At 70.1% G+C, this 16768-nt stretch carries 15 protein-coding genes and 1 tRNA gene; 3 read left to right on the top strand and 13 right to left on the bottom strand.

Translation table 11 applies throughout. The annotated features are described in order from the left end of the window. Positions 1–7: 7 nt before the first annotated feature. A complete protein-coding gene (locus M6G08_RS04880; protein ID WP_272585951.1) occupies positions 8–1018 on the bottom strand; it encodes a carbohydrate ABC transporter permease in 1011 nt (336 codons plus the stop codon). Positions 1019–1023: 5 nt separating this feature from the next. Beyond that, a complete protein-coding gene (locus tag M6G08_RS04875; protein WP_272585950.1) occupies positions 1024–2349 on the bottom strand; it encodes an ABC transporter substrate-binding protein in 1326 nt (441 codons plus the stop codon). Positions 2350–2713: 364 nt separating this feature from the next. Here M6G08_RS04875 and M6G08_RS04870 point away from each other — a divergent pair, with 364 nt between their 5' ends. Then, the gene (locus tag M6G08_RS04870; RefSeq protein WP_272585949.1) at positions 2714–3769 is read left to right on the top strand and encodes a LacI family DNA-binding transcriptional regulator; all 1056 of its coding nucleotides are present in this window, start codon (positions 2714–2716) and stop codon (positions 3767–3769) included. A 148-nt stretch (positions 3770–3917) separates the two neighbouring features. On the opposite strand, the gene M6G08_RS04865 is transcribed toward M6G08_RS04870, so the two are convergent. The 4 genes from M6G08_RS04865 to M6G08_RS04850 all read right to left on the bottom strand — a co-directional run bounded on the left by M6G08_RS04865 (position 3918) and on the right by M6G08_RS04850 (position 6778). Continuing rightward, positions 3918–3990 (bottom strand) — tRNA-His (locus tag M6G08_RS04865). A 107-nt stretch (positions 3991–4097) separates the two neighbouring features. Next, the gene (gene orn, locus M6G08_RS04860) at positions 4098–4700 is read right to left on the bottom strand and encodes an oligoribonuclease (RefSeq protein ID WP_272585948.1); all 603 of its coding nucleotides are present in this window, start codon (positions 4698–4700) and stop codon (positions 4098–4100) included. A gap of 152 nt (positions 4701–4852) precedes the next feature. After that, a complete protein-coding gene (locus tag M6G08_RS04855; protein ID WP_272585947.1) occupies positions 4853–6040 on the bottom strand; it encodes a helix-turn-helix domain-containing protein in 1188 nt (395 codons plus the stop codon). Between the two features lie 387 nt (positions 6041–6427). Further along, on the bottom strand, positions 6428–6778 hold the full coding sequence (locus tag M6G08_RS04850) for a hypothetical protein (RefSeq protein WP_272585946.1): 351 nt from the start codon (positions 6776–6778) through the stop codon (positions 6428–6430). 312 nt (positions 6779–7090) lie between these two features. Here M6G08_RS04850 and M6G08_RS04845 point away from each other — a divergent pair, with 312 nt between their 5' ends. Next, entirely contained in the window at positions 7091–7618 is a 528-nt protein-coding gene (locus tag M6G08_RS04845) for a universal stress protein (protein ID WP_073723318.1), read from the top strand. Between the two features lie 129 nt (positions 7619–7747). Beyond that, complete coding sequence (locus M6G08_RS04840) at positions 7748–8308, top strand: GPR1/FUN34/YaaH family transporter (protein WP_272585945.1); 561 nt, start codon at positions 7748–7750, stop codon at positions 8306–8308. Between the two features lie 151 nt (positions 8309–8459). Here the strand turns inward: M6G08_RS04840 and glmS are convergent, their stop codons facing one another. From glmS to desA, 7 genes are all read right to left on the bottom strand, one after another. Next, positions 8460–10277: a glutamine--fructose-6-phosphate transaminase (isomerizing) gene (gene glmS / locus M6G08_RS04835; protein ID WP_272585944.1), complete on the bottom strand. Its 1818-nt coding sequence runs from the start codon at positions 10275–10277 to the stop codon at positions 8460–8462. Positions 10278–10331: 54 nt separating this feature from the next. Continuing rightward, positions 10332–10589: a hypothetical protein gene (locus tag M6G08_RS04830; RefSeq protein WP_073723312.1), complete on the bottom strand. Its 258-nt coding sequence runs from the start codon at positions 10587–10589 to the stop codon at positions 10332–10334. A 76-nt stretch (positions 10590–10665) separates the two neighbouring features. Continuing rightward, complete coding sequence (locus M6G08_RS04825) at positions 10666–11559, bottom strand: DUF4429 domain-containing protein (RefSeq protein WP_272585943.1); 894 nt, start codon at positions 11557–11559, stop codon at positions 10666–10668. A gap of 81 nt (positions 11560–11640) precedes the next feature. After that, positions 11641–13416: an IucA/IucC family protein gene (locus M6G08_RS04820; RefSeq protein ID WP_272585942.1), complete on the bottom strand. Its 1776-nt coding sequence runs from the start codon at positions 13414–13416 to the stop codon at positions 11641–11643. Continuing rightward, positions 13413–13970: a GNAT family N-acetyltransferase gene (locus M6G08_RS04815; protein ID WP_272585941.1), complete on the bottom strand. Its 558-nt coding sequence runs from the start codon at positions 13968–13970 to the stop codon at positions 13413–13415. Before M6G08_RS04815 ends, M6G08_RS04820 begins: the two co-directional genes overlap by 4 nt. Then, on the bottom strand, positions 13967–15250 hold the full coding sequence (locus M6G08_RS04810; RefSeq protein WP_272585940.1) for a lysine N(6)-hydroxylase/L-ornithine N(5)-oxygenase family protein: 1284 nt from the start codon (positions 15248–15250) through the stop codon (positions 13967–13969). The genes M6G08_RS04815 and M6G08_RS04810 overlap by 4 nt, the downstream gene beginning before the upstream one ends. Beyond that, positions 15234–16676 carry a lysine decarboxylase DesA gene (gene desA / locus M6G08_RS04805; RefSeq protein ID WP_272585939.1) on the bottom strand — a complete coding sequence of 481 codons (1443 nt, stop codon included), beginning with the start codon at positions 16674–16676 and terminating at the stop codon, positions 15234–15236. The genes M6G08_RS04810 and desA overlap by 17 nt, the downstream gene beginning before the upstream one ends. Positions 16677–16768: the final 92 nt, after the last annotated feature.

Raw genomic sequence — 16768 nt, 5'->3', positions numbered from 1 at the left:
GTTCTCCTTAACTACTGGCGCGCAGCCGGCGCGAGATGACGTAGTTGACGAGCCCGATCACGATGAGGATCAGGAACATCGTCCAGGCGATCGCGGAGGCGCGGCCCAGGTGCTGGTTGATCCAGCCCTGCTCGTACAGGTACAGGCCGAGCGTCTGGAACTGGTGCTGGGAGCCGCCGGAGGCGCCCTTGTTGGCGTCGAACAGCAGCGGCTCGCCGAACAGCTGCGAGGCGCCGATGGTCGACACGACGACCGTGAAGAGGATCGTGGGACGCAGCTGGGGCAGCGTGACGTGGATGAACTGCCGCCACCGGCTGGCACCGTCCAGCGCCGCCGACTCGTACAGGTCCTGCGGGATCGCCTGCATCGCCGCCAGGTAGATCAGCGCGTTGTAGCCGGTCCAGCGCCAGATGACGATCGACGAGACGGCTATCTGGGACGGCCACTTGTCGCTCTGCCAGTCGACCTTGTCCAGGCCGACCAGGTCGAGAGCCCAGTTGATCATGCCGTAGTCACGGCCGAAGAGCAGGACGAAGACCAGCGAGGCGGCGGCGATCGACGTCGCGTACGGCGCGAGCATCACGACGCGGTAGAACGTGGAGCCGCGCAGCTTGTAGTTGAGGATGTGCGCCAGGCCCATCGCCATCAGCAGCTGCGGCACCGTGGAGATGATGCCGATGGTCAGCGTGTTCTGCGCGGCGTTCCAGAAGAAGTCGTCGTCGAAGATCCTGGTGAAGTTGTCCAGGCCCGCCCACTCCATCTCGGTGGGCGCGGTCAGCTCCACCGTGTGCAGCGAGGCCCAGCCGGTGTAGAGCAGCGGGAACAGGCCGAAGGCCGCGAACAGCAGGAAGAACGGGGAGACGAACGCGTACGGGCTCCAGCGCAGGTCCCGCTGCCAGCGGCGGGAGAGCCGGGCCCGCTTCCTCGCCTCCCCGGGGGAGGCCGCGCCGCCGGGCCCTCGGCCCGGGGCCGCGCCCCCCTTCGCGGGGGGCGCGGCGGTGTCGTGCCGGGTGGTCATTCCGGTCACTTCTCCAGGTTGTTGTCGATGGTCTTGGTGGCGTTCTCCCAGGCCTCCTCGGGCGACTTGCCCTGGGTGACGAGGATGACGCCGTTGTCGGTCAGACCCTGCTGGATGATCTGGTCCTTCGGGCCGATCACCTGCGCCGGGATGGACTCGGCGGCCTTGGCGAAGATCTCACCGATCGGCGAGTCACCGGTCATCTCGTTCTTGGCGTCCGTCACCTGCGGCAGCTTGTACGCGGCCGGCGCGCTCGGGAAGCTGCCCTGCACGGCGAAGAGCTTGGCCTGCTGCTCCGGCGCGGTCAGCCAGGCGACGAACTTCTGCGCCTCCTCGACGTTCTTGCCGCTCTTGGGCACGCCCAGGAAGGAACCGCCCCAGTTGCCGGACTTCGGCGCCGCGGCCACGTCCCACTGGCCGGCCGCCTCGGGCTGCGACTTGGCCTTGATGGTGCCGAGCATCCACGGCGGGCAGGCGACGGTGGCGAAGAGGTTGTTGGAGATGGTCTGCTCCCAGGCCGGCTGGAACTGGGTCTGCGCCTGGACCAGGTCCTTCTCGGCGGCCTCGGCGGTCAGGTCGAAGGCCTTCTTCACGGCGGGGTTGGTCTTGTAGATGACCTTGCCGGAGGCGTCGTAGAACTTCTCCTCCTCACTGCTGAGGATGGCGTTGATCAGACCACCGGGCGAGTCCATGAAGTAGGTGTCCTCGCCGGCGCCCTCCTTGTACTTCTCGCCGGCCTCGATGAACTTGTTCCAGTCGCCCGCCCACAGCGCGCTGACCTCGTCGCGGTCGGTCGGCAGGCCGGCCTTCTCGAAGAGGTCCTTGCGGTAGCAGATGGCCATCGGGCCGATGTCGGTGCCGAGACCGACCGCCTGGCCGTCCTTGGTGACGCCCTGCTTCCACTTCCAGTCCAGCCAGCTGCTGGGCTGCACGCCCTCGACCTTGGCCATGTCGACGAACTTGTCGGCCTGGGTCTCGACGACCTCGGCGATGTTGCCGACCTCGATGGCCTGGACGTCCTGGAGGCCGCTCTCGGTGGTGAGGTGGTTGACCAGAGCGGGGTAGTAGTTCTCGTTCCGCTCGGTGACCGTCTCCTCGATGTTGATGTCCGGGTTGAGCTTCTCGTACTCCTCGTAGAGCCCGGCCTCCTTGAAGCCCATGGTGCCGAACAGGCCGAGGGTGATGGTGGTCTTGCCGCTGCTGTCGCCCGACGACGAGCCGTCCTCGTCCTTGCCGTCGTCGGCGCAGCCGGCCAGCAGCCCGGCGCCCAGCGACGCGATGGCCGCCACGACCACCGCCTTGCGGGCCGATCCTCTGCGTGCTGCTCGCATTGCGTCCTCCTGTTGCCCTGACGTGCCGACCCCCCGGCCAACTGCTTGGTTGGACCCGCTGCTTCATGTCGTTCGTTCGTCGCTGCGGCTCGGGCGGGGAACGTGCGGGATGTGTAAGTGCCAGGTAGTGTGGGAGCGCTCCCACAAGTGATGTCTTGAAGAGTCGCGGCTCCGGGCGGGGGTGTCAAGGGAACGGACGCGACGAACTGCGTTCAGTTATCTGCCTGTTAACTGGACACCATGAACGGCACGGAAGGCCCTCCGTACGGCGGGCGGCGGTCCGGAGCCGGTCATTAGACCCGACCGGCCTGTTAAATTCCAGGCCAGCCGCAAAGTGCGGAGGTGTCGACGGGAGGCGGAGCCGATGGCAGGCCACGGAGTGCGTGGGCGGAGCGGTGGCCGGCCCACCCTCGAAGAGGTGGCGGCACGGGCGGGCGTCGGCCGCGGCACGGTGTCCCGGGTGATCAACGGCTCGCCCCGGGTGAGCGACGCGACCCGGGCAGCGGTCGAGGCGGCGGTCGCGGAACTCGGCTACGTCCCGAACACGGCGGCCCGCGCCCTGGCCGCCAACCGCACGGACGCGATCGCGCTGGTCGTGCCCGAGCCGGAGACCCGTTTCTTCGCGGAACCGTACTTCTCGGACATGCTCAAGGGTGTCGGCGCGGAGCTGTCCGAGACCGAGATGCAGCTGCTGTTGATCTTCGCGGGCAGCGACCGCGAGCGGCGCCGGCTCGCCCAGTACCTGGCGGCGCACCGCGTGGACGGCGTCCTGCTGGTCTCCGTGCACGCCGACGACCCGCTGCCGGACATGCTGTCCCAGCTGGAGATCCCCGCGGTGATCAGCGGCCCGCGCTCGGCCGCGGAGTCGCTCGCGTCGGTGGACTCGGACAACTTCGGCGGCGCCCGCTCCGCCGTCGAGCACCTGCTCTCGCGCGGGCGCCGCAGCATCGCGCACATCACCGGCCGCCTCGACGTCTACGGCGCCCAGCGGCGCGTCGACGGCTACCGCGCGGCCCTGCGCGACGCCGGCCACGAGGAGGACGAGCAGCTGATCGAGGCGGGCGACTTCACCGAGGAGGGCGGCCGCCGCGCCATGACGGAACTGCTGCGCCGCCGCCCGGACCTGGACGCGGTCTTCGCCGGTTCGGACGTCACGGCGGCCGGTGCCCGCCAGGTGCTGCGCGAGGCGGGCCGCGGCATCCCGGACGACGTGGCACTGGTCGGCTACGACGACTCGGCCATCGCCCGCCACATGGAGCCGCCGCTCACCAGTGTCCGCCAGCCCATCGAGGAGATGGGCCGCGCGATGATAGACCTCCTGCTGACCGAGATCGCGGACCGCCGCCCGGCCGCCTCCCGGGGGCTGGACCGGCATCAGGTGGTGCTGCCGACGGAGCTGGTGGAGCGGGCGTCGTCGTGACGTGACGGCCCGCACTCCCTTGGGCTCCCTGATCGTTCCATCAGGGAGCCCGGCGCGCCCGTGCCCTCCTGATGGGTGAACTGTTCCCGAAGACCTTGGAACGCGATCAAGGGCTGACCCGTTACCAGGTCAGCCCTTGATCATGCAGGGTGAGTGACGGGACTTGAACCCGCGGCCACCTGGACCACAACCAGGTGCTCTACCAACTGAGCTACACCCACCAAGGCCGGTGCTGGAATCCCGCGAGGCGGGTTTTCCCGACCGGCTGAGAAAAAGTGTACAGGGTCCGAAGGGGTGCTCGCGCACGCCTTTTCCGACGCCGCGGGTCCTACCCCGCGGGCAGCACGTGCTTGGCGGCGATCGCCCTCGCCGTGTCGGTGTCGGGGCCGGGCTGCGGTACGAAGACGGCCTCCCGGTAGTAGCGCAGTTCGGCGATGGACTCGCGGATGTCGGCGAGCGCGCGGTGGTTGCCGTTCTTCTCGGGGCTGTTGAAGTACGCCCGCGGGTACCAGCGGCGGGCCAGCTCCTTGATGGAGGACACGTCGACGATGCGGTAGTGGAGGTAGTCCTCCAGCGTGGGCATGTCCCGCAGCAGGAAGCCGCGGTCGGTGCCGACGGAGTTGCCGCACAGCGGGGCCTTGCCGGGCTCCTTCACGTGTTCCTTCACGTACGCCAGGACCTGGGCCTCGGCGTCGGCGAGCGTCGTGCCGCCGTCGAGCTCGGCGAGCAGGCCGGACGCGGTGTGCATCTGACGCACCACCTCCGGCATCGTCTCCAGGGCCCGCTCCGGCGGACGGACGACGATGTCGACGCCCTCGCCGAGGACGTTCAGCTCGGAGTCGGTGACGAGGGCGGCAACCTCGATGAGCGCGTCGTCCGACAGCGAGAGGCCGGTCATCTCGCAGTCGATCCACACCATGCGATCGTTCATGCGGCCACCCTACGGCCGACCCGTGCCGGATGGTCCCCCGGCGCCGGTGCGGACGTCACGGGGGCTGCCGCCCCCGGCCCCCCGCTTCGGCCTGGACGGCCTCGTCCTCGAACGCCGGACGGGCTGGACGCGCCCGCCCGGCGTTCACGGGTTCACGGCGCGCTGCGCTGCCCCGGCAGGCTCGCCGCCGCGGCGGGCAGCGGCGGCGGCGTGCGGCGGGACTGGAACGGGACCGCGTTGTCCGCCGGCAGCGGGGCCGGCTCCGGCGGTGCGCTGGGCCGGGGGCCGCCGGCCGGCTCCGGGTCCACGGCGCGGTCGCCCTGGGGCCGGCGGGCCCGGTACGCGGCACGGTAGGCGGCCGGCGACGAACCCAGCTGGCGGCGGAAGTGGCCGCGCAGCGCCACCGGCGACCGGAAGCCGCAGCGGCCCGCGACCTCGTCCACCGAGTAGTCGGACGTCTCCAGGAGGCGCTGCGCCTGGAGGACCCGCTGCGTGATCAGCCACTGGAGCGGGGCGCTGCCCGTCAGCGAGCGGAACCGGCGGTCGAAGGTGCGGCGGCTCATGTACGCGCGGGCCGCCAGCGTCTCCACGTCGAACTGCTCGTGCAGGTGCTCCAGCGCCCAGGCGACGACCTCGGCGAGCGGGTCGGCGCCGATCTCCTCCGGTAAAGACCTGTCGAGGTAGCGCTCCTGGCCGCCCGAGCGGCGCGGCGGGACCACCAGGCGGCGGGCCAGCGCGCCGGCCGCCTCGTTGCCGTGGTCCGTGCGCACGATGTGCAGGCACAGGTCGATGCCGGCCGCGGTGCCCGCCGACGTCAGCACGTCGCCGTCGTCCACGAACAGTTCGCGCGGATCGACGTGCACCGACGGATAGCGCTTGGCCAGGGTCGGCGCGTACATCCAGTGGGTGGTCGCGGGGCGGCCGTCGAGCAGGCCCGCCGCCGCGAGTACGAAGGCGCCGGTGCACAGCCCGACTATGCGGGCGCCCTCCTCGTGCGCCCGGCGCAGGGCGTCGAGCGCTTCCTCCGGTGGCGGCGAGGTGATCGACCGCCAGGCCGGCACGACGACCGTGCCCGCGCGGGAGATCGCCTCCAGGCCCTGCGGCGCGGTGAGTTCCAGGCCCCCCGTGGTCCGCAGCGGGCCGTCCTCGCCGGCACACACCAGCAGGCGGTAGCGCGGCACGCCGGCGTCCTGGCGGTCGATCCCGAAGACCGACAGCGGTATGGAACTCTCGAAGATGGGGCCGCCACTGAACAGCAGCACCGCGACGATCTCCTTGCGGCGTCGCCCGGAGAGCTTCCGGGCCGCGGTTTCCGGCGCGGCAGCGGTGTCGTGGCTCATAAGTGCTAAGCCCCCCTCGGTGGTCGCGGCGCCCTGTTCCTTTCGGGTCTGTCGCTCCAACACGTTTCCCCTCGGTCCTGCACGAGTCCCCCGCCGTAGACAGTCAAGATCGAATCTACTGTGTCCCGTCGCACCGAGGTGGCCGGTTCGGCACTTGGGACATTGTCGACATGGCAACTTGGCGTGAAGCAGTCGATCACGAAGCGTCGCACTCCGGGGCGCCCCAGGGAAGTGCGCCTTGTCGCAGTGGCCAATCCCCGTAGGGTGCGCGGGGGCCGCCAGACCCTTTCCGTGCAGGTGGAACGGGGGTTTGGGGGTGGTGGGGGCCAGGGATGAGCCACCCGGAGAAGTTGGCCGAAAAGATACGGGCGCGTGCGCGGAAACCGGTCAGTCGACCGGTGTGTTTTCCCCAGTGTGCCGTCCGGCCCTGTGGCGTGGCGAGCCGGCCCGGTGCCGGCGCCCGGCCGGCGCCGCGTGCTGCGCGCCGGACGAACGGCCCGCGACGCGCTCGGAGCGGCGCAGCAGCAGGCGGCAGACGCCGGTGACGGCGGCCAGGCCCAGGGTCGTCCCGGCGGTCCCGGCGAGCGAGGTGCCGTAATAGAGGAGGACGACGGGGACCAGGGCGACGCAGAAGGCCGCCCAGCGGACGAGGTCGGTGACGCCGTCGCGGGCCGGTGCGGCCGGACCGGCCCCGGACGCACCGGACGGCGGCTGGGCGTGCTGGTGCGGTCCGGACATCGGTGCTCCGTGTTCCCTCGGGCTTGCGGCAAGAAGATCAACGCCCGGGCGGCGCGTCGGTCACGACCGGTCACGGACAGTTGAATCCCGTGCAAACCGCCTGTACAGCGCAGCAACCATTGCGTTACGGGCGCCCCCTCGTGCATGCTCCGGTGAACCCCGCGGCGGACCCTGCGCGGGATCTGGGCGAAGGAGGCGTGCCGCCGTACCCTTGGGGGTATGGGGTTGGGAAGACCATTCCCGGACACACGCCGGACACAGGTCCGCCGCACGCAGTTGTCCCCCATAGAGGATAAAAACGCCGAGACAGCCATGGCCGGTCACGAATTCTTCGAACCCGCGGACCGCAAGCGGCCCGTCGCCGAACCTACGGCGGCCGAGCCCCTGGCGGCCGAAGAGCCACGCCAGTCGTGCGACCCAGCCTTCAAGCACGGTGTCGTCGTCGGCTTCGACGGCTCCACCTCCAGTGAGCGCGCCCTCGCGTACGCGATCGGCATGGCACGCCGGCTCGGCTCGGGCCTGGTCATCGTGCACGTCGCCAACCGCCTGCCGACCACCGTGTGGGCGGGCTGTGAACCTCCCGTCTTCGTGGACGTGCCGGATCACCGCACCGAGGTGCTGGGTCTGGAGCTGGCGTGTGCGGACTACCTCACCGAGGTGCCCTGGATCCTGGTCGAGCGAGGCGGCGACATCTGCCACGAACTCGAAGAGGTGGGCCGGGAGTACGAGGCGGACGCCATCGTCGTCGGTTCCAGTCACGGACTGGTGGGCCGCCTCTTCGGCTCCGTCGCCGGCCGGCTCGCCAAGCGGGCGCAGCGGCCCGTCGTCGTCATCCCGTAGCGACCGCCCGCCACCGCGCTCCCCTTTCGTCATGCTGCGTGAACCCGCTGGCGCGTAGAGGTGTTTGTGCCCTTGTGAAGGGCATATACCGGTCACCGCGCAACCGCACATGCGTGAAGGGAGCCCGCCGTGGACGACGACGTCTCCGCGGGAAGCACCACCACCACGATCGTCGGCCGGCTCGCGCTCGGCATCACCCTGCTGGCCTTCGGCCTCGCTCACACCGGCGTGGTCGACGGCGTGACGGCGGCGGACGCCGTGACCGTCGCCCAGTACGTCGGCGGTGTCGCGCTCTTCGTCGCCGGACTGCTGGCGCTGCGCGAGCGGGACAACGCCTCCGGCACCGCCTTCACCATGCTCGGCGCGCTCTGGTTCACCTGGGCCGTCTCGGCCGGCGGCCAGGTCTCCGCCAACGCGGCGGGACTCTTCCTGCTGCTGTTCGCCCTCGTCGCCCTCTCCCTCACGGTCGCCGGCGGCGACACGCTCGGGCAGGGCGTGTACGGGCTGTTCGCCGTCTCCCTGCTGCTGCTCGCCCTCGGCGCCTTCGCCGACAGCGAGGTGCTGGGCAAGGCGGGCGGGTGGTTCGCCGTCGTGGCGGGGGCGGTGGCCTGGTACGCGGCGACGGCGGGCATGGCCCACTGGCCCACGAGTGTCTCGCGGCGCGCCGCGGGCCGGGGAGTGACGGTCTAGCTGCCACGGGCTGGGGGGCTGGGCGGCTCCCCGGCGACGGGACGGCCCCCCACGTGATGGGTGGCATACGTGGGGGGCCGTTCGGGTCGTTCTGCCTGTGCAGGCGCGTTGTGGCTTGTCGCGCAGTTCCCCGCGCCCCTTGGGGCGCGCCCTACTCCACCGTCACCGACTTGGCGAGGTTGCGGGGCTTGTCGATGTCGCGGCCCAGCGACAGGGCCGTGTGGTAGGCGAGGAGCTGGAGGGGGATGCCCATCAGGATCGGGTCCAGCTCGTCCTCGTTCTTCGGGACGACGATCGTGTGGTCGGCCTTCTCCTGCTCCTGGTGGGCGACGGCGAGGATCTGACCGCTGCGGGCCTTGATCTCCTCCATCGCGGCGCGGTTCTTCTCCAGCAGGTCGTCGTCCGGCACGATCGCGACCGTCGGCAGGGCGGGCTCGATCAGGGCGAGCGGGCCGTGCTTCAGCTCGGAGGCCGGGTAGGCCTCGGCGTGGATGTAGGAGACCTCCTTGAGCTTCAGGGAGGCCTCGCGGGCGACCGGGTAGCCCCGGACCCGGCCGATGAAGAGCATCGAGCGGGCGTCGGCGTACTGCGCGGCCAGCTTCTTGATGTCCTCCTCCCGCTCCAGCATCTCGGCGATCTGTGCGGGCAGCTTGCGCAGGCCCTCGATGATGCGCTTGCCGTCGCGCACGGAGAGGTCGCGGGTACGGCCCAGGTGCAGGGCGAGCAGCGCGAAGGCGACGCAGGTGTTGGTGAAGCACTTGGTGGAGACGACGCAGACCTCGGGCCCGGCGTGCACGTACATGCCGCCGTCGGCCTCGCGGGCGATCGCCGAACCGACCACGTTGACGATGCCCAGGACACGGGCGCCCTTGCGCTTGAGCTCCTGCACGGCGGCCAGCACGTCGTACGTCTCACCGGACTGGGAGACGGCGATGTACAGGGTGTCGGGGTCGACGACCGCGTTGCGGTAGCGGAACTCGGAGGCGGGCTCGGCGTCCGCGGGGATGCGGGCCAGCTCCTCGATCATCTGGGCGCCGATCTGGCCCGCGTGGTACGAGGTGCCGCAGCCGAGGATCTTCACGCGGCGCACGGCACGCGCGTCGCGGGCGTCCAGGTTGAGGCCGCCGAGGTGCACGGTGGAGAAGCGGTCGTCGATCCGGCCGCGCAGCACGCGGTCCACGGCCTCGGCCTGCTCGTGGATCTCCTTGTGCATGTAGGTGTCGTGGCCGCCCATGTCGTAGGAGGCGGCCTCCCACTCCACGGTGGTCGGCTCGGACGTGGTGCGGGTGCCCTCGGTGGTGTACGTGCGGAAGTCGTCGGCCTTGAGGGTGGCCATCTCGCCGTCGTCGAGGGTGACTATCTGGCGGGTGTGGGTGACCAGCGCTGCGATGTCCGAGGCGACGAACATCTCCTTCTCGCCGATGCCGAGGACGACCGGCGAGCCGTTGCGGGCGACGACGATGCGCTCGGGGAAGTCGGCGTGCATCACGGCGATGCCGTACGTGCCCTCGATCACCCGCAGCGTCTCGCGGACCTTGTCCTCCAGCTTCTCCGCCTCACAACGGGCGATGAGGTGGACCAGGACCTCGGTGTCGGTCTCGGAGAGGAACTCGACACCGTCCGCCTCCAGCTTGCGGCGCAGGTCGGCGGCGTTGTCGATGATGCCGTTGTGGACGACGGCGACCTTGTTGTCGGCCGACATGTGCGGGTGGGCGTTCACGTCGGAGGGGGCGCCGTGGGTGGCCCAGCGGGTGTGGGCGATGCCGGTGGTGCCCTTGAAGCGCGCCGGGACCTTGGCCTCCAGGTCGCGGACCCGGCCCTTGGCCTTGACCATCTTCAGACCGGCCGCCTTCGGGGACGTGACGACGATGCCCGCCGAGTCGTAGCCGCGGTACTCCAGGCGCTGGAGGCCCTCCAGGAGCAGGGGCGCGACGTCACGCTTGCCGATGTATCCGACGATTCCGCACATGTATACGTAGACCTCGTGTCTCTCTTGGGCTTCGCGGCCGTGGACGACGGCTTCTCAGCCGTAGACGATGCGGCGCAGCTGACGGAGCGACAGCTCCGGCGGAGCCACCGCGCGGTACTTCAGTTCCGCCTCGATCCGCTCGAAGATCGTCGCGTTCACCTGGCCCTGGGCCTGGAGCTCGCGGTGGCGGCGACGGACGAATTCCTCGGTCGTCTCGTCGAAGTAGGCGAGCACGTCCTGGATCACGCGCAGCGCCTCGCCCCGGTTGAGGGGGGTGGACCGCGTCAGATGATCAACGAGTTCGTCGTGCACCCGGTAGATCCTGGGGTACGGGAAGCAGTCGCGCAACAATCCTGCCCGATATCGGGCAAAGTGAAGCGGTTCGGGACTACATCCGCTTCAGTACCGCCTGCTTGGCCAGGGTGAACTCCTCGTCGGTCAGCACCCCCGAACGGTGCAGTTCGCCCAGCTCACGCAGCCGCCGCAGCAGCGCGTCGTGGTCGTCCTCGGCGGCGGGCGCCGGTGCGGCGACCGGTGCGGGGACCTGCCGGGCCGGCCGGGCGTCCTCCACGGCGGCCGGCGCGGACGGGTGCGGGAGCCGGGCCTGCACGGCCGCCGCCACCAGGGCCATCAGCGGGTCCCGCTTGAAACCCCACAGCTCCACCGCGTTCGGGTCGTACTTCGGCGGCACCTCGCTCGGCGCCCCCCGCACGGTGAAGCGGAGGTGACCGTTCTCCAGGCCGGCCGTCGGTTGCCACTCCACCGCGACGATGTCGGCCAGCGGCAGGGTGCGCGGACCGGCGGCCGACTTGGCGTCCTCCGCCTGCCACTTCCACTCCAGGCGCACCCGTTCGCCGTCGAAGCTCGCGACGCCGTCCCCGGCGGACACCGACAGCGGGACGGACGGCCCCGGCAGCAGGTACGTGTCCACCGGGCCGGACGGGACCTGGTCCAGCAGCAGGGCGTTGCGCACCTCGTCCACGAAGTACTCGGCGACGCCGTACCGGTCGGGCTCCACGGCCAGCTGGTACGGGTCGTGCGGCTCGGTCAGCCGGCCGGCGGCCGCGTGCAGCAGCGGGTCGGCGCCGTCCCGCAGCCGCAGCCGCAACCGCCCCTGCTTCTTGCCCTGCTCGAAGGATATGCCCGCCAGGGCCGCCAGCGGGACGAGCAGTTCACCCAGTTCCTTGCGGAGCAGGCTGACGTTCTTGTCCCGTCCGGGGGTCAGCCGCAGGGTGTCGCCGTCGAAGACCCACGTTCCGTCCTTCTGGATGATTTCCGCCATGCGGGGATTGTTCCACCGACGCCCGACGGGCACCCCGGAGGACCGTCTCCGAGGTGCCCGTCCGTCTGTGCGGGGCCGTCGCTACAGGCCCGCGATGGGGTTCTTCAGGCTGCCGATGAGCTGGAGTGCTCCGGAGGGGTCGGCGAGGTCCACCATCTGCCTGTTGTCGCGCAGCTGGAGCCGGTTGAGGCAGGACAGCGCGAACTCCGGCGCGAACATGTCGTACCGGTCGAACTTGTCGGCCAGCTCCGGCACCGACTCCTGGTACTCGCGGGTGACTTCCGCGACCGTCCGCCAGAAGCCGTCCTCGTCGAGGATCCCCTCCTCCGCCAGGTTCGCGGCGAGGAAGCGGAAGAAGCAGTCGAAGACGTCCGTGAAGATCGACAGGAGCTTCTTGTCGTCGGGGACCTCGACGGCGATGCGGGAGACGGCCGGCGGCAGCACCGCGTCCGGGTCCATCACCGCGATCTCCTCGGCGATGTCCTTGTAGACCGCCCGCCGCACCACCCCGTCCTTGAGGACCAGGATCACGTTCTCGCCGTGCGGCATGTAGACCAGGTCGTAGGCGTAGAAGCTGTGCAGCAGCGGGACGAAGTAAGCCCGCAGGTAGTGCCGCAGCCACTCGGTGGGCGCGAGGCCCGACCGCTCGATCAGCGCGCCCGCGAAGGACGCGCCCTCGTGGTCGACGTGGACGAGGGAGGCCATCGTGGCGAGCGTCTCGCCGTCCCGGAGGGACGGGACGGGGCTCTCCCGCCACAGCGCCGCCAGCATCTTGCGGTACGGCGAGTAGCGGTCGGTGGCCTGCTCGTACTCCAGGTGCCGGTAGCCGACGGCCGCCCGCTCCCGGATGATGGACAGGCCCGTCGACTTCAGCACCGGGTCGCCCTCGATGAGCTGCGCCAGCCAGTCGTTGATGGCCGGCGTCGCCTCCATGTACGCCGCGGACAGGCCGCGCATGAAGCCCATGTTGAGGACGGACAGGGCCGTCTTCACGTAGTGCTTCCCGGGGTGCGAGGTGTTGAAGAAGGTGCGGATGGACTGCTGGGCCAGGTACTCGTCGTCGCCCTCGCCGAGGCAGACCAGGTGCCCGCGGGCGACCTCGGCGGCGAAGGTGACGGTGAGCTTGTTCCACCACTGCCAGGGGTGGACCGGGATGAGGAGGTAGTCGGCCGGGTCCAGGCCGCGCTCGCGCAGGACGCCGTGGAACCGGTCGACGGTCGCGCCGCCCAGCTCGCCGCGCACGAAGGACTCGTACTCGATGCCGACACCGGCCGTGAACGCCGCCCGCGAGCGGTGCGCGGCCAGCCACACCAGCCGGACGGGGCTCGCGGTCTCGGGGGCGTACGACAGGTACTCGTGGATGCCGAAGCCGAGCCGTCCGTTGTTGGCGACGAAGCAGGGGTGGCCCTCGGTCATGCCGGTCTCGACGGCCTGGAAGTCGTCGCCGCGGGCCAGCTCGGCGGAGGTCACCTTCGGCTTGGTGAGCTTGTAGCAGGTGCCGGAGAGGGTGGAGGAGATCTCCTCCAGGTAGACCGGCAGGATCTCCTCGCTCAGGCCCAGGGACTCCTTCAGCTCGATGAAGAAGTCCAGCGCGGCGAGCGGCAGCTCGGTGCCGTCGCGGTGGCGGGTGATCGAGCCGGCGTCCACCTGCCAGTGGTCCAGGGCACGGACGGTGGCGGTGAAGCGGTACTCCGTCTCGCCGTCGTCGGAGCGGACGACGTACGTGCCGTCAGCGGACCGCTCCGGCGTGAACAGCCGCTCGTGCGTGAACTCGGCCAGCGCCTTGCGGATCAGCAGGCGGTTGGCCTGCTCCCAGCGCTCGGGGGAGAGGTGGGCGACCGTGTCGGCGAGGCTCATGCGGACACCGCCTTCTCGAACTGCTCGCGGGTGCAGAAGCTCAGCAACGCCTTCTTCTCCGGCTTCTGGATCTCGCGCTCGGGCACGAATCCGACGGCTGCGTTCAGGGCGTGGACGGCCTTGTTGCCGACGTCCGGCTCGACGACGACGCGGGCGGTCGCCGGGTCGGCGAACAGCTCGGCCATCACGGCGGTGATCACGGCGCGGGTGAACCCGTGCAGCGGGCGGTCGGTGGGGGCGACCAGGAAGTGCATGCCGACGTCTCCCGGCTGCGGCTCGTACAGGCCGGTCAGCTCGCGGTGGGCCGGGTCGTACCTCTCCATCAGGAAGGCGGGGACGCCGTCGTGCAGGCCCAGGTGGGCGTGGTGGTGCTCGTCGGCGGCTATCTCCATGTAGGCGCGCTCGACGTCGACCAGCTTCGCGTCCTGCATCATCCAGAACGCGGACTTCGGGTGCGTGACCCAGCTGTGCAGCAGTACCGCGTCCTTCAGGGGGTCGAGGGGACGGAGGGTGAGGGCGCCGATGCCGGCGGCCGTGGGGGTGGTGGTGCTCATGCGCTGAACTCCTGGAACGCGATCGTCTTCTCGACCGGGTAGTACTCGGTGCCGAGCAGCTCTCGGACGATGTAGCTGTTGCGATAGGCACCCATGCCCAGATCGGGACTGGTGATGCTGTGCGTGTGGACACCCGCGTTCTGCAGGAACACGCCACTGCCCGTGACGTCGACGGCGTAGTTGCGGGCGACGTCCAGGTTGCCCCGGGAGTCGTAGCGGAGCCGGTCGCGGACGGGCTTGAGGAACTCCGGCTCGGTGTACCGGTAGCCGGTGGCCAGGATCAGGCCCTCGGTGTCGATCTCGAAGTCCGCGCCCTGCTCCTCCTGCCGGAAGCCCAGCGTGTACGTGCCGTCGGCGTACCGGGCGTCGGTGAGCGCGGAGTTGGTGAGCAGGCGGGTGGGGACCGGGCCGCCGAGCTTCTTCTGGTAGAGCAGGTCGAAGATCTCGTTGATCAGGTCGCCGTCGATGCCTTTGAACAGGCCCTTCTGTTCGGCGGTGAGGCGGTAGCGGGTGTCCTCGGGGAGCGCGTGGTAGTAGTCCACGTACTCCGGGGAGGTCATCTCCAGCGTGAGCTTGGTGTATTCGAGGGGGAAGAAGCGGGGCGAGCGGGTCACCCAGTTCAGCTGGTAGCCGTGGACGTCGATCTCGCCGAGCAGGTCGTGGTAGATCTCGGCGGCGGACTGGCCGCTGCCGACCAGCGTGATCGACTTCTTCTTCACCAGCTCCGCCCGGTTCTGCACGTACCGGGAGTTGTGGATGAAGTCGCCGGCCAGGCCCCGGCAGGCGTCGGGGACGTGCGGCGGGGTGCCGGTGCCGAGGACGAGGCGGCGGGCGCGGTAGGTGTCGCCGGAGGTGGTGGCGACGGCGTACAGCTCCTCCGTCTCGTCGTACGTCACCTCGGTGACGGTGGTGGAGAAGCGGACGCTGCTGAGTTTGTTCGCGGCCCAGCGGCAGTAGTCGTCGTACTCGACGCGCAGCGGGTAGAAGTTCTCCCGGATGTAGAACGAGTAGAGCCGGCCCTTCTCCTTCAGGTAGTTGAGGAAGGAGTACGGGGACGTCGGGTCGGCGAGCGTGACCAGGTCCGACATGAACGGGGTCTGGAGGTGGGCGCCGTCCAGGAACATGCCGGCGTGCCACTCGAAGTCCGGCTTGGACTCCAGGAAGACGCCGTTCAGCTCGGCGATGGGCTCGGTGAGGCAGGCGAGGCCGAGGTTGAAGGGGCCGAGGCCGATTCCCACGAAGTCGTAGGTCTTCATGGTGGCTTCAGGAAGCGCGGTCAAGGGACTCTCCCAGGTACTGCTCGGCGTGGCCGGCGATCAGGTCGAGGACGGCGGCGATGTCGGCCGTGGTCGTCTCGGGGTTGAGCAGGGTGAACTTCAGGTAGTGGCGCCCGGCGACCTTGGTGCCCGCGACCACGGCGTCGCCGGAGGCGAACAGGGCCTTGCGGGCGTACAGGTTGGCGCGGTCGATCTCGGCGGGGTCGGTGACGGCCGCCGGTATGTAGCGGAAGACCAGCGTGGACAGCGACGGCTGGACCACGACGTCGAAGCGCGGGTCGGCGGCGAGCAGTTTCCCGCCCTCGGCGGCCAGGTCGCACACCTCGTCGAAGAGCTCGCCGATGCCGTCGGCGCCCATCACGCGCAGCGTCATCCACAGCTTGAGCGCGTCGAAGCGGCGGGTGGTCTGGAGGGACTTGTCCACCTGGTTGGGGATACGTTCCTGCACCATGCGGCGCGGATTGAGGTACTCCGCGTGGTAGGTGGCGTGGCGCAGCGTGGTCGCGTCCCGGACCAGCACGGCGGACGAACTCACCGGCTGGAAGAAGGACTTGTGGTAGTCCACGGTGACCGAGTCGGCGCGCTCGATGCCGTCGATGCGGTCCCGGTACTTCAGGGAGGCGAGCAGTCCGCAGCCGTAGGCCGCGTCCACGTGCATCCACACGCCGTACTGCTCGCACAGTCCGGCGATCTCCGGCAGCGGGTCGATGGAGCCGAAGTCGGTGGTGCCGCCGGTGGCGACGACGGCCATGGGGACCAGGCCGTCCTTCGTGCAGCGCTCCAGCTCGCGGGCGAGGGCGACGGTCTGCATGCGCTTGTCGTGGTCCACGGGGACCGACACGACGGCGTCCGGGCCGAGGCCGAGCAGTTTCGCCGACTTCTTCACGCTGAAGTGGCTGACCTCGGAGGCGAAGATCCGCAGTTTCGCGACGGAGTCGGTCTTGGCCTCCTCGCGGGCCAGCAGCAGCGCCTGGAGGTTGGACTGGGTGCCGCCGGAGGTGAACACGCCGTCGGCCGCCGGGCCGAGGCCGATGCGGGCGCAGGTCCAGTCGACGAGCTTGCGCTCGATGAGCGTGCCGCCGGCCGACTGGTCCCAGGTGTCCAGGGAGGAGTTGACGGCGGAGAGCACCGCCTCGCCGAGCACGGCCGGGATGACGACCGGGCAGTTGAGGTGGGCGAGGTAGCGGGGGTGGTGGAAGTAGACCGCGTCGCGGAGGTAGACGTCCTCCAGCTCGTCGAGGACCGCGGCCGTGTCGTGCAGCGGCTGGTCGAGGTCGATCTCGTCGACGCGCAGGGAGAGGGCGTCGACCGTGACGCCGGTGAACGGACGGTCGGTGGCGGCGAGTTTGGCGGCCACCCGCTCGACTCCTTCGGTCACCGAGCGGCGGTACTGCTCCGCGGTGGCGTCGTTGAGCAGGTGCGAGCGCATGTGGGGGTCCTCCGGTGGGGACGGTCCGAGAGGGACGGGAGAGGGCGGAGCCCTGACTTCGACTTAGGTTAGCCTAACCTAAGTCTGATCGA

The organism is Streptomyces sp. M92 (assembly GCF_028473745.1).
Lineage (GTDB): Bacteria > Actinomycetota > Actinomycetes > Streptomycetales > Streptomycetaceae > Streptomyces.
Note: the sequence above shows the minus strand (reverse complement) of the source record. Positions and strands in the feature narration are given on the sequence as shown.

What these genes read in the sequence shown, in the direction of transcription:
- M6G08_RS04880 (WP_272585951.1), bottom strand. Translation starts at nt 1,018, where the DNA reads ATGACCACCCGGCACGACACCGCCGCGCCCCCCGCGAAGGGGGGCGCG.
- M6G08_RS04875 (WP_272585950.1), bottom strand. Translation starts at nt 2,349, where the DNA reads ATGCGAGCAGCACGCAGAGGATCGGCCCGCAAGGCGGTGGTCGTGGCG.
- M6G08_RS04870 (WP_272585949.1), top strand. Translation starts at nt 2,714, where the DNA reads ATGGCAGGCCACGGAGTGCGTGGGCGGAGCGGTGGCCGGCCCACCCTC.
- orn (WP_272585948.1), bottom strand. Translation starts at nt 4,700, where the DNA reads ATGAACGATCGCATGGTGTGGATCGACTGCGAGATGACCGGCCTCTCG.
- M6G08_RS04855 (WP_272585947.1), bottom strand. Translation starts at nt 6,040, where the DNA reads ATGAGCCACGACACCGCTGCCGCGCCGGAAACCGCGGCCCGGAAGCTC.
- M6G08_RS04850 (WP_272585946.1), bottom strand. Translation starts at nt 6,778, where the DNA reads ATGTCCGGACCGCACCAGCACGCCCAGCCGCCGTCCGGTGCGTCCGGG.
- M6G08_RS04845 (WP_073723318.1), top strand. Translation starts at nt 7,091, where the DNA reads ATGGCCGGTCACGAATTCTTCGAACCCGCGGACCGCAAGCGGCCCGTC.
- glmS (WP_272585944.1), bottom strand. Translation starts at nt 10,277, where the DNA reads ATGTGCGGAATCGTCGGATACATCGGCAAGCGTGACGTCGCGCCCCTG.
- M6G08_RS04825 (WP_272585943.1), bottom strand. Translation starts at nt 11,559, where the DNA reads ATGGCGGAAATCATCCAGAAGGACGGAACGTGGGTCTTCGACGGCGAC.
- M6G08_RS04820 (WP_272585942.1), bottom strand. Translation starts at nt 13,416, where the DNA reads ATGAGCCTCGCCGACACGGTCGCCCACCTCTCCCCCGAGCGCTGGGAG.
- M6G08_RS04815 (WP_272585941.1), bottom strand. Translation starts at nt 13,970, where the DNA reads ATGAGCACCACCACCCCCACGGCCGCCGGCATCGGCGCCCTCACCCTC.
- desA (WP_272585939.1), bottom strand. Translation starts at nt 16,676, where the DNA reads ATGCGCTCGCACCTGCTCAACGACGCCACCGCGGAGCAGTACCGCCGC.